This window comes from Pontimicrobium sp. IMCC45349, assembly GCF_047219225.1.
Classification (GTDB): Bacteria; Bacteroidota; Bacteroidia; order Flavobacteriales; family Flavobacteriaceae; genus IMCC45349.
Genome location: NZ_CP178208.1, coordinates 418,779 through 433,157 on the forward strand (window position 1 = coordinate 418,779; position 14,379 = coordinate 433,157).

18 protein-coding genes are annotated in these 14,379 nt (G+C 29.9%); 15 read left to right on the forward strand and 3 right to left on the reverse strand.

All coding sequences use genetic code 11. The features are described 5' to 3' along the window. Window positions 1-11 precede the first annotated feature (11 nt). Window positions 12-1,343 (forward strand): hypothetical protein, encoded by a 1,332-nt coding sequence (locus tag ACLII3_RS01995; RefSeq protein WP_412986054.1) that lies wholly within the window; start codon window positions 12-14, stop codon window positions 1,341-1,343. Here the strand turns inward: ACLII3_RS01995 and ACLII3_RS02000 are convergent. Together ACLII3_RS02000 and ACLII3_RS02005 are read right to left on the reverse strand one after the other, a co-directional pair. Beyond that, window positions 1,340-1,747 (reverse strand): hypothetical protein, encoded by a 408-nt coding sequence (locus ACLII3_RS02000; RefSeq protein WP_412986055.1) that lies wholly within the window; start codon window positions 1,745-1,747, stop codon window positions 1,340-1,342. The two genes, ACLII3_RS01995 and ACLII3_RS02000, sit on opposite strands and share 4 nt — an antisense overlap. Further along, complete coding sequence (locus tag ACLII3_RS02005; protein WP_412986057.1) at window positions 1,716-2,315, reverse strand: RNA polymerase sigma factor; 600 nt, start codon at window positions 2,313-2,315, stop codon at window positions 1,716-1,718. The genes ACLII3_RS02000 and ACLII3_RS02005 overlap by 32 nt, the downstream gene beginning before the upstream one ends. A gap of 142 nt (window positions 2,316-2,457) precedes the next feature. Here ACLII3_RS02005 and ACLII3_RS02010 point away from each other — a divergent pair, with 142 nt between their 5' ends. From ACLII3_RS02010 to ACLII3_RS02040, 7 genes are all read left to right on the forward strand, one after another. Next, window positions 2,458-2,796: a DUF6249 domain-containing protein gene (locus ACLII3_RS02010; protein WP_412986059.1), complete on the forward strand. Its 339-nt coding sequence runs from the start codon at window positions 2,458-2,460 to the stop codon at window positions 2,794-2,796. A gap of 106 nt (window positions 2,797-2,902) precedes the next feature. Then, entirely contained in the window at window positions 2,903-4,693 is a 1,791-nt protein-coding gene (locus ACLII3_RS02015; RefSeq protein ID WP_412986061.1) for a DUF885 domain-containing protein, read from the forward strand. A gap of 130 nt (window positions 4,694-4,823) precedes the next feature. Further along, window positions 4,824-5,312, forward strand: a complete 489-nt coding sequence (locus ACLII3_RS02020; RefSeq protein WP_412986062.1) for a TlpA family protein disulfide reductase — start codon at window positions 4,824-4,826, stop codon at window positions 5,310-5,312. A gap of 10 nt (window positions 5,313-5,322) precedes the next feature. Further along, window positions 5,323-5,952 carry a hypothetical protein gene (locus tag ACLII3_RS02025; RefSeq protein WP_412986063.1) on the forward strand — a complete coding sequence of 210 codons (630 nt, stop codon included), beginning with the start codon at window positions 5,323-5,325 and terminating at the stop codon, window positions 5,950-5,952. 18 nt (window positions 5,953-5,970) lie between these two features. After that, window positions 5,971-6,378, forward strand: coding sequence for a hypothetical protein (locus ACLII3_RS02030; RefSeq protein WP_412986065.1), 408 nt, complete (start codon window positions 5,971-5,973; stop codon window positions 6,376-6,378). Between the two features lie 4 nt (window positions 6,379-6,382). Further along, the gene (locus ACLII3_RS02035; protein WP_412986066.1) at window positions 6,383-7,018 is read left to right on the forward strand and encodes a class I SAM-dependent DNA methyltransferase; all 636 of its coding nucleotides are present in this window, start codon (window positions 6,383-6,385) and stop codon (window positions 7,016-7,018) included. Further along, complete coding sequence (locus tag ACLII3_RS02040; RefSeq protein ID WP_412986068.1) at window positions 7,015-7,563, forward strand: hypothetical protein; 549 nt, start codon at window positions 7,015-7,017, stop codon at window positions 7,561-7,563. Before ACLII3_RS02035 ends, ACLII3_RS02040 begins: the two co-directional genes overlap by 4 nt. Before the next feature lie 4 nt (window positions 7,564-7,567). On the opposite strand, the gene ACLII3_RS02045 is transcribed toward ACLII3_RS02040, so the two are convergent. Beyond that, window positions 7,568-8,245 carry a M15 family metallopeptidase gene (locus ACLII3_RS02045; protein ID WP_412986070.1) on the reverse strand — a complete coding sequence of 226 codons (678 nt, stop codon included), beginning with the start codon at window positions 8,243-8,245 and terminating at the stop codon, window positions 7,568-7,570. A gap of 39 nt (window positions 8,246-8,284) precedes the next feature. Between ACLII3_RS02045 and ACLII3_RS02050 the strand changes: the two genes are divergently transcribed. The 7 genes from ACLII3_RS02050 (at window position 8,285) to ACLII3_RS02080 (ending at window position 14,358) form a co-directional block, all read left to right on the forward strand. Next, complete coding sequence (locus ACLII3_RS02050; protein ID WP_412986072.1) at window positions 8,285-8,887, forward strand: alpha-ketoglutarate-dependent dioxygenase AlkB family protein; 603 nt, start codon at window positions 8,285-8,287, stop codon at window positions 8,885-8,887. A 353-nt stretch (window positions 8,888-9,240) separates the two neighbouring features. After that, window positions 9,241-10,164 carry an alpha/beta hydrolase gene (locus tag ACLII3_RS02055; RefSeq protein WP_412986074.1) on the forward strand — a complete coding sequence of 308 codons (924 nt, stop codon included), beginning with the start codon at window positions 9,241-9,243 and terminating at the stop codon, window positions 10,162-10,164. Window positions 10,165-10,389: 225 nt separating this feature from the next. After that, window positions 10,390-11,250, forward strand: coding sequence for an SPFH domain-containing protein (locus tag ACLII3_RS02060; RefSeq protein ID WP_412986076.1), 861 nt, complete (start codon window positions 10,390-10,392; stop codon window positions 11,248-11,250). A 3-nt stretch (window positions 11,251-11,253) separates the two neighbouring features. Next, on the forward strand, window positions 11,254-11,418 hold the full coding sequence (locus tag ACLII3_RS02065) for a DUF4177 domain-containing protein (RefSeq protein ID WP_412986077.1): 165 nt from the start codon (window positions 11,254-11,256) through the stop codon (window positions 11,416-11,418). Beyond that, complete coding sequence (locus ACLII3_RS02070) at window positions 11,418-11,927, forward strand: DUF1648 domain-containing protein (protein WP_412986079.1); 510 nt, start codon at window positions 11,418-11,420, stop codon at window positions 11,925-11,927. Before ACLII3_RS02065 ends, ACLII3_RS02070 begins: the two co-directional genes overlap by 1 nt. Before the next feature lies 1 nt (window position 11,928). Beyond that, window positions 11,929-12,105, forward strand: coding sequence for an Arc family DNA binding domain-containing protein (locus ACLII3_RS02075; protein ID WP_412986081.1), 177 nt, complete (start codon window positions 11,929-11,931; stop codon window positions 12,103-12,105). Window positions 12,106-12,207: 102 nt separating this feature from the next. Next, window positions 12,208-14,358 carry a DUF5916 domain-containing protein gene (locus tag ACLII3_RS02080; protein WP_412987885.1) on the forward strand — a complete coding sequence of 717 codons (2,151 nt, stop codon included), beginning with the start codon at window positions 12,208-12,210 and terminating at the stop codon, window positions 14,356-14,358. Window positions 14,359-14,379 lie beyond the last annotated feature (21 nt).

Genomic DNA, 14,379 nt, shown 5'->3' on the forward strand with positions numbered 1-14,379 from the left:
ATTAATACACTATGAGTCAAGATCATAATAATCCAGCTTTTAAGAAACTATTAGTTAAACTTCAAGAAGAAAGTTGGCAGTTAGAATTAATTATTTCTGGTTTTGCCATTTTTGGATTGATTACTGCTTACGACCCAATAAAAATTTCGGTTCAAGAAGCTCAAAACAACCAACAAATCTATAAGTTTATAATTGGCTTAGTAGCACAAATATCTTGTGGTATTTTAATATTCAACTTATTACTACATGTATTACTTAGAGGATTATGGATTGGCGCTTTAGGACTTAGGTATGTTTCAGGTGATATTGATTACGACAAACTAAACTACAGTCCAAAGTTTGATAAATATTTACGCAAAAAAGTAGGATCGTTTGACAGGTACATTGCTACTTTAGAAAATTACTGTAGTATCATTTTTGCTGTCTCATTTCTCTTAATATTTTATGTCCTAGCCATAACGTTTACCATTATTGCCAACGCAGTAATATCAACTTACATAATTGCCAATGATGCTTTACCTAGTTTTATTAGGTATGGTTTAGGTATCGCTTTAATTCTATTTTTAATATTTGGATTATTCTTTACACTTATAGATTTTATCACTCAGGGATTCCTTAAACGAAAAAAATGGACTTCTAAATTCTATTTCCCTATTTATTGGGTATTTAGTTTTATTACGCTTTCATTTTTATACAGACCACTAGTATATAATTTTTTAGACAATAAGTTTGGGAAACGTTTGAGCTTTATTTTAATTCCTGTGTATGTTTCCATACTTATCCTTACATCTTTTAAATACCAACAATCCAACTACATAAGTCCAAAAAATCAATCTTCTAAAAACTATATTGATGATAGAAATTATGAGGATTTGTTAACAGAAAAAGAAGCCTTTGCTAATGTAGCCACACTACAATCTAAAGTTATCACAGATAATTATTTAAAAGTTTTTATTGTTTATACCGAAAGAATTGAAAATAGAGTATTTAGGTTTAATGAAAGTTTGAAACCCGAAGAAGATCAGCGTGGACTAACATCGGACATTGTAATTAAGTCAAACGGAAAAGAGTTTTTTAGTAGATCTAAAAGAGATAGTCTCACAACTGTTTACTTAAACACATTTAATGAGATTTATGACATTATGATAGACTCAACTGTATACGAATCTAAGTTCTTAATTAGCAAAAACAAGAAAAAACAATTGGGTTTTGAAACTTACATAGATATTCCAAACCTTAAAAACGGTGAACATCTTTTAAAAATTATTAGAAAGAAAAAAGAAAAAGAAACTATTGTAAAAGTAACAGGTTATTCAATTCCGTTTTGGTATTTTAAAGATTAAAATCCTAATCGTTTATTATGAATATTTTTAAGTAATGGTATTTGTATTAAAAACATAAGCCCAAACAACACAATTGCATAGGTTAAGCTTTTTGAAAATGTAATTCCAGAAACTGCTTCAGTCATTTTATTATTTGTAATCACACTATAATCTAGTGATTGTAACCAAGAGTTTGAAACATTACCAACCATCATATAAACAGACACACTTACTAAAGCCAAAATTATCAGCAACCAACCTGTTTTGGATATTAATGGCTTATAGACCGTTGAAGTGCCAACAGAAGCCGTTTCAATTTTGGACATAATACTAGCTGTAAAGTCTTTTGAGGGACTTTCAAGTGGCGATGATTTTATAACACGCTCTACTAATTTATCTAAGTGCTGGTCTGTATGTGGTTCCATAACTTTCTATTGTTTCGTTATCTAATGTATCTTTTAAAATTGTTGCCAATTTTTTCCTTGCTCTAAAAATTTTCACTTTTACATTATTAGCTTTTAACCCTGTAATAGCTGCAATTTCGTCTAGAGACTGTTCTTCAAAGTAATATAAAGTTAATAAAAAACTTGACTCGCTATCTAACTTATCAATACAAGATTTTATTACTAACTGTCTCTCTTTTTGCTCTAAAACATCCAAAGCATTATCAATACTTTTAACATGATGTTCTGTATACTCATCAATAGCTACATTGCTTTGATAGCGTTTGTTCTTTTTTAATCTGTCAAGACAAGTATTATAAGCTACTCTATAAATCCATGTCGAAAATTTAGAATCGCCTTTAAACTTATTTAGCGACTTATATGCTTTTATAAAAGTGTCTTGAGCTACTTCTTCAGCTTCTTCGGTGTGTTTCATCATCCTATAGGCTAAAGTGTATACCAAATCTTTATAACGCTCAACAATAACAGCATATGCATTAGCATCGCCATTTAAAATTTTGTCTATATAAACTTTATCGTTGGTGGTCATTTTGTATTAAGACTATATAAAGTAGGTTTAGGTTACACAAATGATGAAAAAAATATTTTTTTCAAAAAACTGTAACCTCATTCAAAAAATAGTCGTCATAGAAACAAACGCATTAAAAATAATCAATTAAAAACAAACAATTATGGGATCAGAAGTAATTATAGTGCCTATCATATTTGGACTAGTATTTGGAGTATTTTATTTACACTACTCTACACGTAACAAAGAACGTTTAGCACTTATAGAAAAAGGCGCAGATGCAAGTATTTTTAACATTGGAAAAAAAACTGGCACTTCTTGGAAAATTATAATCATCAATTTAGCCTTTTTAATAATGGGAATTGGAGTTGGTACTTTAATAGGTTCTATTATTGATGAATACACAAGACTACACGATGGTGCTATTGCTGGTGTAATTTTCTTAATGGCAGGTTTAGGTTTATACATTGGATATACACAAACAAAAAAAGCTTTAGACTAGTTATAAAAACCAATCAATCAACCAAACCGCTTCAAGTATTTTGAAGCGGTTTTTTTATACTATTATTTAAGTATCTTAGCCATTCAAATAACAAAAAACACTAAAAATGCTAAAACAAATTTTAACTCTGTTATGCTTTACAGTTATTATTTCTGCTTGTAAAGAAGATTCAAAAACAGAAACTAGCAATAACAAAACAACCCCAAAAATTGCTTTTAATAATGTACTAGATGCGTATTATCAAGATGGATTAAAATTAAATCCAATTAATGCAACTGCTGCTGGAGACAATAGGTATAATGACCAATTTCCTAACTTTTTATCTAGCGAATACCAAAACAAATTAAAAACTCATTATAATAATTACTTAGAAAAAATAAGTCATTATGATGATGCGTCATTAAGTGACAGCGAAAAAATGAGTAAAGCTGTTTTAAAGTGGGAATGCGACATTAATTTGGCTGCTTTAAACTTTAGACAAGATTATTTCCCTATAGATCAAATGTGGTCACCAAACTTATTTTTTGGTCAATTAGCTAGTGGTTCATCGGCACAACCATTTAATACTGTTGAAGATTATAACAAATGGTTACAACGAATGGATGGCTACCTAACTTGGTTAGCAACTGCCGAAGAAAAAATGAGAGAAGGAATGGCTAATGGCTATGTTTTACCTAAATCATTAATTTTAAAAGTAGTACCACAATTAGCTGCGTTAACAAATTCTGATATCGAAAATCATTTATTCTATACTCCAATAAAAAATATGCCTGAAAGTTTTTCGAACGAAGACAAAGAAAAACTAACTAAAGCTTATAAAAACGTTATTACAAATAAAGTAATTCCTACCTATCAAAGTATTCATGATTTTATGAATACAGAATACTTAGCTGCTGGTAGAACAACTTCTGGAATTGATGCAATTCCTAACGGAAAAGCATATTATGATCACCAAATAAAAACGTACACAACTACAAATATGACTGCCGATGAGATTCATCAATTAGGTTTAAGTGAAGTAGCACGTATTTTAGCAGAAATGGAAAAAGTAAAAACTGAAGTTGGTTTTGAAGGTACAATTATCGATTTTTTTGATTTTGTTAGAAATAATAAAGAGTTGATGCCATTCACTACTCCAGAACAAGTAGTTGCTAACTTTAATAATATTCATGAACGCATGAAACCTCAAATAGAAAAGCTATTTGATATTAAACCTAAAACACCTTTTGAAGTAAGACGTACTGAAGCTTTTAGAGAAAAATCTGCAAGTGCAGAATACAACCCAGGATCTCTTGATGGTACTCGACCAGGAATTTTCTATACACCAATTCCAGATGCAACTGCTTACAACACATTTAGCGATGAAGCATTATTTTTACACGAAGCGATTCCAGGACACCATTACCAAATCTCTTTAACTCAAGAGAGTACAGAATTACCAGAGTTTAGAAAAACATTATGGTATAGTGGTTATGGAGAAGGTTGGGCTTTATATACCGAATCTTTAGGAAAAGAACTAGGATTATATGAAGACCCTTATCAATATTTTGGAATGTTAGGAATGGAAATGCATCGCGCAATTCGTTTGGTTGTTGATACTGGAATGCATACAAAAGGATGGACAAGAGAACAAGCAATTAAATATTCTTTAGAAAATGAAGCTGAAAGTGAAGCTAGTATTACTTCAGAAATTGAACGCTATATGGCTAATCCTGGACAAGCATTATCTTATAAAATAGGACAGTTAAAAATTAGAGAATTACGTGCTAAAGCCGAAAAAGAATTAGATAACAAATTTGATATTCGCCAATTCCATAACCAAGTATTAGAAACAGGTTGTGTGCCTTTAGCTTTATTAGAAGACAAAATAAACAATTGGATTACAGCTAATAAATAAGTGTAACTATTTTCTAGTAGTTAAAAACCATCTTGCTAATGTAAGATGGTTTTTTTATTTATTTAAATACCATTGGTAAGTATTCTTTTACTAATTTAGAAGAGAATTCATTTATACTCAAACAATAAATATGAAAAAACTATCTATTATATTCTTTTGCTTATTTACTATGGCTACGCTTGCTCAAGAAAAAAAGTTATGGGCAAAATCATTTATTAATAAAGAAGCTCCAAAATTAGTTGTAGAAAAATGGTTAACAGACAAACCAGATACAACTGGTAAGTTTATACTCATTGACTTTTGGGCAACTTGGTGTGGTCCTTGTAAAAGAGCAATTCCAGAAATGAATGCACATCAAAAAGAATTTAAAGATAAGCTAGTAGTAATTGGTATTAGTGATGAAGACAAGGCCACTGTAAAAAAACATACAAGCCCAAAAATTGAATATTACAGTGCCATTGACACACAAAAAAGATTAAAAAATATATATGAAGTACAAGGTATACCTCATTGTGTAATTATTAATCCCGAAGGTATTGTAGTTTGGGAAGGCTGGCCTCATTTAGAAGGTTACGAATTAACTTCGGAAGTAATACGAGAGCTTATTGAAAGTAAATAATATAGATTGAATGGAAGTTATTGAAAGTTTAAAATTTCATGAGAAAAACGAAATGGATTCTTGGTATGATCTTAGTGAAAAAGAATCTAGAAAGTTTTTAAAAGAATTAGTAAAGTACACAAATAAAAACCCTACCGAAATAGAACAGTATTGTATCAATACTATTCCTAGTGAATATTCGAGTTTAAGCATTATTTATGAAGCTTTATCAGAGTATTCTAACAGATGGAACTCAATTTTATTAAACGAAATCAAGAGAGTTGTTACTCTAGCAAAAAACAACTCCATAAAACCAGAAGTACTAGATATCCTTACAGATATAGAAACCGAAGACATCTACTCAAAAGATGAAGAGATTTATATTGAAATACTCAACTTTTTAACTACTAATCTAGAATTAAATAATAATCCAAAATTTAACATCGAACTTTTAGAAGTTATTGATTGGTTTTTAATAGACCTAGATGAAGATGACGATATTAATGAATCAGAAAATTGGTTTAAAGCTATTGAAGTATTAGCAATTAATGGAGACTCCATAGTGAAATCAAAAGCTCAAAAAGTTGTTAATTCTAATGAATTTGAAAAATCTTTACCTACTACTTCTTTTATGGATAGATTAAAAAGTTTATTCAAATAAATAACTTAAAAAGGCTATATGAAAAAAGGCATTTTTGAAGCTCTCCTATTTTACTTTTTAGGTTTTGGAATTGCTATAACTACATATTTAATATACGGCCACCCTTATATTCATGCTCCAGGAATCCACCATTTCATAATACTAATTACTCTAATAATAGGGTTTATTTGGATGATTATTAGTTTACTTTTTGTAGTAATAAAAAAGAATTCAAAACACAAAGGAATGCTTACAGTTCATTTTACAATTTTATTTAGTTGCTTCCTTTATTTTTATTTTTCAATAAAACCGTTTTCAAAAAAAGAAAGTATTACTGAATCTAATTCTGTAAAAACAATTAAGAAAAAGGATTCTATATTGATTTACCATAATAGCAATCTAGTATTTTTGAAAGTAAAAGATTCTGTACATTTGGACTTAAGGTAATAAGATGGATCAATTAAAAAACACAACAAAAATATTTAACGATTGTGCCCAAGAGTATGAGAATAAATTCATGAATGTGGATTTATATTCTGATAGCCTAAATTTATTTTGCAAACAAATTGAAAAACATAAGGCTAAAATATTAGAGATAGCATGTGGTCCAGGAAACATAACTAAATACTTATTAGATAAACGTCCAGATTATAAAATTTTAGGTTTAGATATAGCTCCAAAAATGATAACCTTAGCCAAACAAAATAATCCTACAGCAAATTTTAAGGTTATGGATTGTCGTGCAATCACTAATATTAAAGAAACTTTTGATGCTATAATGTGTGGATTTGCATTTCCGTATTTCACAAAACAAGAAGCACTTACCTTCATTAAGGATGCATATTCACTATTAAACCCAAATGGTATTATTTATATAAGTACTATGGAAGGTAAAAATAGTACTTCGGGTTATAAGCTTCCTAGTTCTGGAGAAGGACCTGAGCTTTTTATTAATTATCATGAAACCGAATATCTTATTAAAGCATTAAAAGAAAACAACTTTGAAATAACACATCAAAGCCTTCAAGATTATCCTGAATATAATAGTTCTGCTAGTGTAGATTTAATACTTATTGCTAAAAAATGAAAATAAAGCCCAATGCTGCTCCAAGTGAATTATCGTCCCCATTCTTTATTAAGAACAAAAAATTTTGTTCAACATTTGAATCTTTTATTGCTTCTAAAAACGGAACTGTAAAAGGACAATACAACGCATGGACATATACTATTTTTGGTAAAATTAATAACCCGAAAAATTGGGACTTGAAGTATTTAAAAGTTCCAATAGAATCTGGCAGCTTATTAGTTCATTATTTTTATAAAAACGAACGAATTTCAGCCATTTGGTCTACTAAGCGTAATACTACAAAAGAGAATTCGTTTCTCATACGAAAGAAAAAGAGATTTGATTTTTTAAACCCAAAAAACAAATTTTTAGTAGGCTATGAGAATTACACAATTAAGACCAAAAACTTAGATTTAAAGTTGATTGAACAATTAAAAATTGAATTAGAAAAAGTTATTAAATCTAAAGAACTGTATAAAATAGATTTTTCTAATGATAGACTAACTATTGAAATAAGAACTGAAAAACACTACTTCGATATATTTGAAAAAATATCGGAATTATAAACTCCTACTCTACTGGAAAATCAAAATATGTTTTTGGAAAAGGCTCGCCATTTAATGTAAAATGCCACCACTCTTTTGGATAATGTCTAAATCCATGTTTACGCATTACTGTTTGTAATAACATTCTATTAGCTCGTTGCTGTGTAGTTAAGTTTGCATGAGCTACCCATGAAGCTTCTCCAAAAAAGTCATAAGGACTTCCCATGTCTAACGGTTCGCATGTATTAATATCAACCAAAGTAATATCAACAGTACTACCTCTACTATGTCCAGAACGTGTTCCAATATATTCCTCTTTAAATAAATTTCGTTTTTCTACTTCTGGGTAGAAAATATGCTTATTAATAGTATCATTTTCTACTTTAGCCCAACGCACAAAATGGTTTACTGCTTGTTGTGGTCTATAACTATCGTAAACTAGAATCGACAAATTATACTGCTTCAATTCTTCTTGCACATTCTTTAAAGCTATAGCTGCTTGCTTACTTAAAATACAAACCTCAGCATTATAACCATCTATTGGAGTTCCAACAAAATTATAATTAGATAAATATCTAAGTTCAACCTTTACACTTGGTATTATATTTTCGACATATACAAAACCTTCAGGAAGTTGACTTTTAGTTTGAGCCTGCATTAACATTACAAACAACAGTAGTAAAAGTGTAAGTTTTTGTTTCATAAGTTTTGAAGTTAAGCTAATTTAGAAAAAAATAATGCAATGCCACTTTTTAATACTTCAGAATATATAGACTTAAAATTAAAAGATGCAAATGTTTTATACTATCCCAATTTCTTTAATCTATCTGAAGCTAACACTTACTTATCTAAAATACTAAGTAACACTAAATGGCAACAAGACACGATTACTGTTTATGGCAAAACCTATCAACAGCCACGCTTAACAGCTTTATATGCCAACAATAATAAATTTTATAGCTACTCAAATATTGTTATGCATCCATATAATTTCACTAATACGCTCTTAGAAATAAAACAAAAAATTGAAATAAACACAAACACACAGTATACAACTTGCTTATTAAATCAATACAGAAATGGTCAAGACAGTAATGGATGGCATGCTGATAATGAAAAAGAATTAGGCGAAGACCCGATTATTGCATCTATTAGCTTTGGTGCAGAACGTATATTCCATTTAAAGCATAAAACCGACTCAAACCTAAAACATAAACTAATATTACAACACGGAAGTTTATTATTAATGAAAGAAGGTACACAAAGGCATTGGCTACATCAACTACCAAAAACAAAAAAAGATATTGGAAAACGAATTAATTTAACTTTTAGATATATAAAATAAGAAACCGAGTTCCCTCAAACTCGGTTTCTCTAATTTGCTTTTTATATTACAATGTAGATTTAGGGTCTCTAGATTTACACGTAATGCAAATATTAATTAATTAATCCATTGAACTAAAAACTATTTTTTTAGTACACTTCAAATATAAAACAGATATTCAAACAACCGTTAAAAAACACTATTTATTCGATGAAATACACTTTTTTTTAACATTTACAGGTTAAAAACATATTAATTCGACGAAATACACGCTTCTCATTTATCTATTTCAACTAAAAATCATCATCAAAAAAATAAATAAAGTAGTAATTTCGTTAAAAGTTTATTGGAATTCATCAGATAAAATGCACCTAATGAAGCATGTCATTATTACAATTTGTATAATTATTAGTAATACACTCTTTTCTCAAGAAAATTACAATATTCAAGATATTAGCATAAACCAACATATTGATGGGACATTACTCCTACCCAATGAAATGGAAACGTATCCTTTAGCAATTATTGTTGCTGGAGCTGGACCTACTGATAGGAATGGCAATCAAAATTTCATGCAAAATAATTCGTTAAAAAAATTAGCTGAAGGTTTATCCAATAATGGCATAGCGACTTTTAGATATGATAAACGAATAGTTAAGCAAATACGACAAGGAAATGTGAGTAGCAACATTATGTTTGATGATTTTGTTACTGATGCAATTTCAACCTTAAAGTTTTTTAAGTCTAAAACAAACTTTAGCAGCATTTATATTATTGGTCATAGCCAAGGTAGTTTAGTTGGTATGTTATGTGCTAAAGAAGGTGTCTCAGGTTTCATATCGTTAGCTGGTGCTGGAAAACCAATAGATGAAGTAATATTAGATCAAATAAACGCTACTGCACCAATGTTTAATGAAGATGCAAAAAAAGCATTCAATATTATAAGAAGTGGTGAAACTACTACCGACTTTCCACTAGCTTTATCATCAATATTTAGTATAGATATTCAACCATTTATGAGTAATTGGATGCAATACAACCCTCAAAGCATTATTCAAACTTTAGAAATACCTGTTTTAATTATAAATGGGACAAAAGACATACAAGTAAGTACAGACGAAGCCGATTTACTACATATAGCAAAAAAGGATTCGCAACTTGTAATTATTAATAACATGAATCATATATTGGTGCCTATAGATGGAGACAGACTTGAAAATAGCAAATCCTATAACGAACCTCATCGAACTCTATCAGTGGAACTAATAGATAAAATAACCTCTTTTATCAAACAATAAACCACAACTAAATAAAATAGCAATAAAAGTAAAAAGCATCGTTTATAACGATGCTTTTTTACTACTAACCAACCAAATATATTACTTATAAATATGTATTAAGTAATACATTAACAATAATGCAAGTACTGTGCCAAAACCGAATTATTACTAAAAATTTGGAAATACAAAAGATAAAATATATCTTTATGATATCATTTTAATATCATTATAAATTTAAAGATCATGAAAGAAGAAAAAATTATAGTACCTGCAAATGGTTATTTAATGTTGTTTGTTTTCCTAGCGCTGTTTTTTGGAAGCATTGCTACACTAATAATTACTGAAAACCCTATTTATATTATTTCAATTGTTGTTGCCATATTTATAGCTCCAGGTTTTATAATGGTACAACCAAATAACTCTAGAGTATTATTACTATTTGGTAAATATGTTGGTACAGTAAATAAAAATGGATTCTATTGGGTAAATCCTTTTTATACAAAAAAGAAAATATCACTTCGTGCTAGTAATTTTGATAGTGAGCGTTTAAAAGTAAACGATAAACTTGGTAACCCAATTATGATTAGTACAATCTTAGTATGGAGAGTTCAAGACACTTATAAAGCAGCTTTTGATGTAGATAATTACGAAAATTTTGTTCGTGTACAAACAGATGCAGCAGTACGTAAATTAGCTAGTATGTATCCTTATGATAACTTTGCTGATGAAGGGCATGTAGAAGACATCACATTACGTTCTAGTGTTAATGAAGTAAGTGAAACTCTTGAAAAAGAAATTGACGAGCGTTTATCTATTGCTGGAATAGAAGTACTTGAAGCACGTATTGGTTATTTAGCCTATGCCCAAGAAATTGCAAATGCAATGTTAAAACGTCAGCAAGCAACTGCCATTGTAGCTGCTAGACATAAAATTGTTGAAGGTGCTGTAAGCATGGTAGAAATGGCTTTAGAAGAATTAGGTAAAAAGGAAATTGTTGATTTAGACGAAGAACGTAAAGCAGCTATGGTAAGTAATCTTATGGTTATATTATGTGGAGACAAAGATGCTTCTCCAGTTTTAAACACAGGAACTTTAAGTCATTAATAAATGAAAGAATATAAAGTAGAAACACCTTCGTTAGGGTTTAGAAATAGAGCCAAAAAACTTGAAGAATTCTTGAACAATACAGCAAGAGAAGGTTGGGCATTAAAAGAAACTGTTCTAGGAGAAGGCGGTTACGTTGTTATCTTTGAACGCGATAAAAATAGATAATGAGTAATAAAAGACCACGCATAAAAGTACCTTTTGAATCCATTGACATTATAATGGAAGGTATTTCTATTACGCTTATTTTATTAATGGTAATTTATGCTGCTATGGAATATACTAGCTTACCTGAGAGTATTCCTACGCATTTTAATGCCAAAGGAGAACCAGATGATTACAGCAACAAAACTGCTATTTGGCTATTACCAATAATTGCAACAGTAACGTATATAGGTTTATTTATTATTAATAAATATCCACACATACACAATTACATGGTTAACATCACTGAGGAAAATGCTTTAAAAAACTATAGATTTAGCACGAGAATAGTTAGAATAGTAAACTTATTAACCATTGTCCTTTTTACGTACATTACATATCATATTATTCAAAGTGCAAAAGGCGCACAAATAGAATTAGGTTCATGGTTTTTACCTATTGTAATTGGATGTAGTGTTATTTTACCAATAGGCATTTTAATCTATATGAAAAAACTAAACAAAAACAATTAACATGGCAAAAAAGAAGGCTTTCGCTTTGCGAGTTAATGAAGATATGTTAAAAGCTATTGAAAAATGGGCTGCTGATGAGTTTCGTAGCACCAATGGTCAAATAGAATGGATGCTAATGAAAGCCCTTAAAGAAGCAAAAAGAGAACCAACCGATTCTAAGAAAGACACTAAAAATTAGTTAATCATTATGCTTTTTTAAGAATAACTTTTACATTTGGTTATAACTAACCAACTCATTTTGAAAAAAATAATACCTCTAGTTATACTCTTCTTTAGCCTAATGAGTATTGCTCAGCAAAAATCTGTTCATGTAAAGTATTTAGATAGTGACATTGCTATTGATGGTATTTTAGACGAAACTGCTTGGAAAACTGTAGATCCAGCAGGCGATTTTTGGCAATACTTCCCTTCAGATTCCATTCACGCAAAACAACAAGCTGAAATAAAAATGTTGTTTGATGACAAAAACTTATATGTTGGCATTACAGTAAAAGCTCCAGGAAACGATTTTATTACCCCATCATTAAGACGTGACTTTAGAGCTGGTGGTAGTGATAATATTACAATAATGTTCGATACATTTAATGATGGTACCAATGCATTTATATTTGGCTCAAACCCTTATGGTGTAAAACGTGAAATGTTACTTTCTGGTGGTGGCACAGAACTTAGAGGGTTTAATATGGCTTGGGACACCAAATGGATTTGTGAAGTTCAACTATATGACAACTATTATACACTTGAGTGGATGATACCACTTTCGGCTTTTAAATATAGAAAGGGTGAAACAAAATGGCGCATGAACAGTTATCATTTTGACACTCAAGGCAACGAACGTAATACTTGGGTTAACATTCCTCAAAATCAGTTCATTTTTAACCTAGCCTATATGGGAGATATGATTTTTGAGAAACCTCTTGGTAGCTCAAAAACACCTATATCTATTATTCCATTTGTAAACTCATTAGTAGCTAAAGATTATGAAGCAGATGAATCTACCTCAGACTTTAAAGTAGGTGGTGATGCAAAATTCACTATTGGTAATAGTATGAATTTAGATTTAACTGTAAATCCAGATTTTTCACAAGTAGAAGTTGACCAACAAGTAATAAACTTAACACGCTTTGAAGTATCACTACCAGAACGTCGTCAATTTTTTATAGAAAACAGTGACTTATTTGCTGACTTTGGAAATAACCGTGATGCTAACCCTTTCTTTTCAAGACGCATTGGTATTGCTAAAAATACCGAAGACGAAACTATTGAAAATGATATTATTGCTGGAGTTCGTTTAAGTGGTAAAGTAAACAACAATTTACGCTTAGGCATTTTAAATATGCAAACTGCCGAAGATATAGCAAATGAAATACCTAGTACAAACAATGCAGTTATAACAGCACAACATAAACTATTTAGTAGGTCTAACATTAGTTTTATGTTTATAAACAAACAAGCAACTAAAGATTATGATTTTGTTGCAGATGAAGATAAATACAACCGTGTTTTTGGTATTGATTACAGACTTGCATCAAAAGACAATACTTGGGTAGGTAAGTATTTTTTACATAAGTCATTCTCTCCTAATGTTGATAGTAAAGATATTTCTTCTGGTGCTTCAACAGAATATTTTAGCAGAAATTGGAATGCAAGAATAAGCGGAGTTTATGTTGGTGATAATTTTAGATCAGATTTAGGTTTTATTCGTAGAACAGACATTTTTAAAATCAACCCGAAAATAGAACGCACATTTTGGCCAAAAAGAGGCCGAGTTCAAAAACATAGCCTATCTGTAACACCAGTATTTTTATGGCGACCAGAATTAGATTTTGAAAACTCCGACTATACAATTGTTACAAGATGGCAAACCAACTTTAATAATACTACAAGTTTAGAGTTTGAAATGTTTAACCGTTTTACACATCTATATGATGAGTTTGACCCAACAGGAACAGATGGTGCAATTCCGCTACCTGGAAACAAAGATTATTACTATACAAGTTTTGCTGCCAATTATAGGTCTGACCAACGTAAAACATTTTCATACAGAATAAGTCCTTCAATTGGTAAATTTTATAATGGTTATAAATACTCTGCAAGAGCTAATATGACTTGGAGAGTACAACCATACTTCACAAGTTCAATCCAAATAAATTATGATAAAATTAATTTACCAAATCCTTATCCTGATGCCGATTTATGGTTAATAGGTCCAAGATTTGATGTAACTTTCAACAAAAACTTATTTTGGGCAACTTTTATACAATACAGTAGCCAACGTGATAACTTTAGCGTTAATACAAGATTGCAATGGCGTTTTGCGCCTTTATCAGATTTATTTGTGGTTTATAATGATAATTACTTTACAGATAATATATTTGCGCCTAGGGTAAGGTCATTTAATGTAAAACTCACCTATTGGTTAAACATATAATTTAACTACTAACTAAAAAAT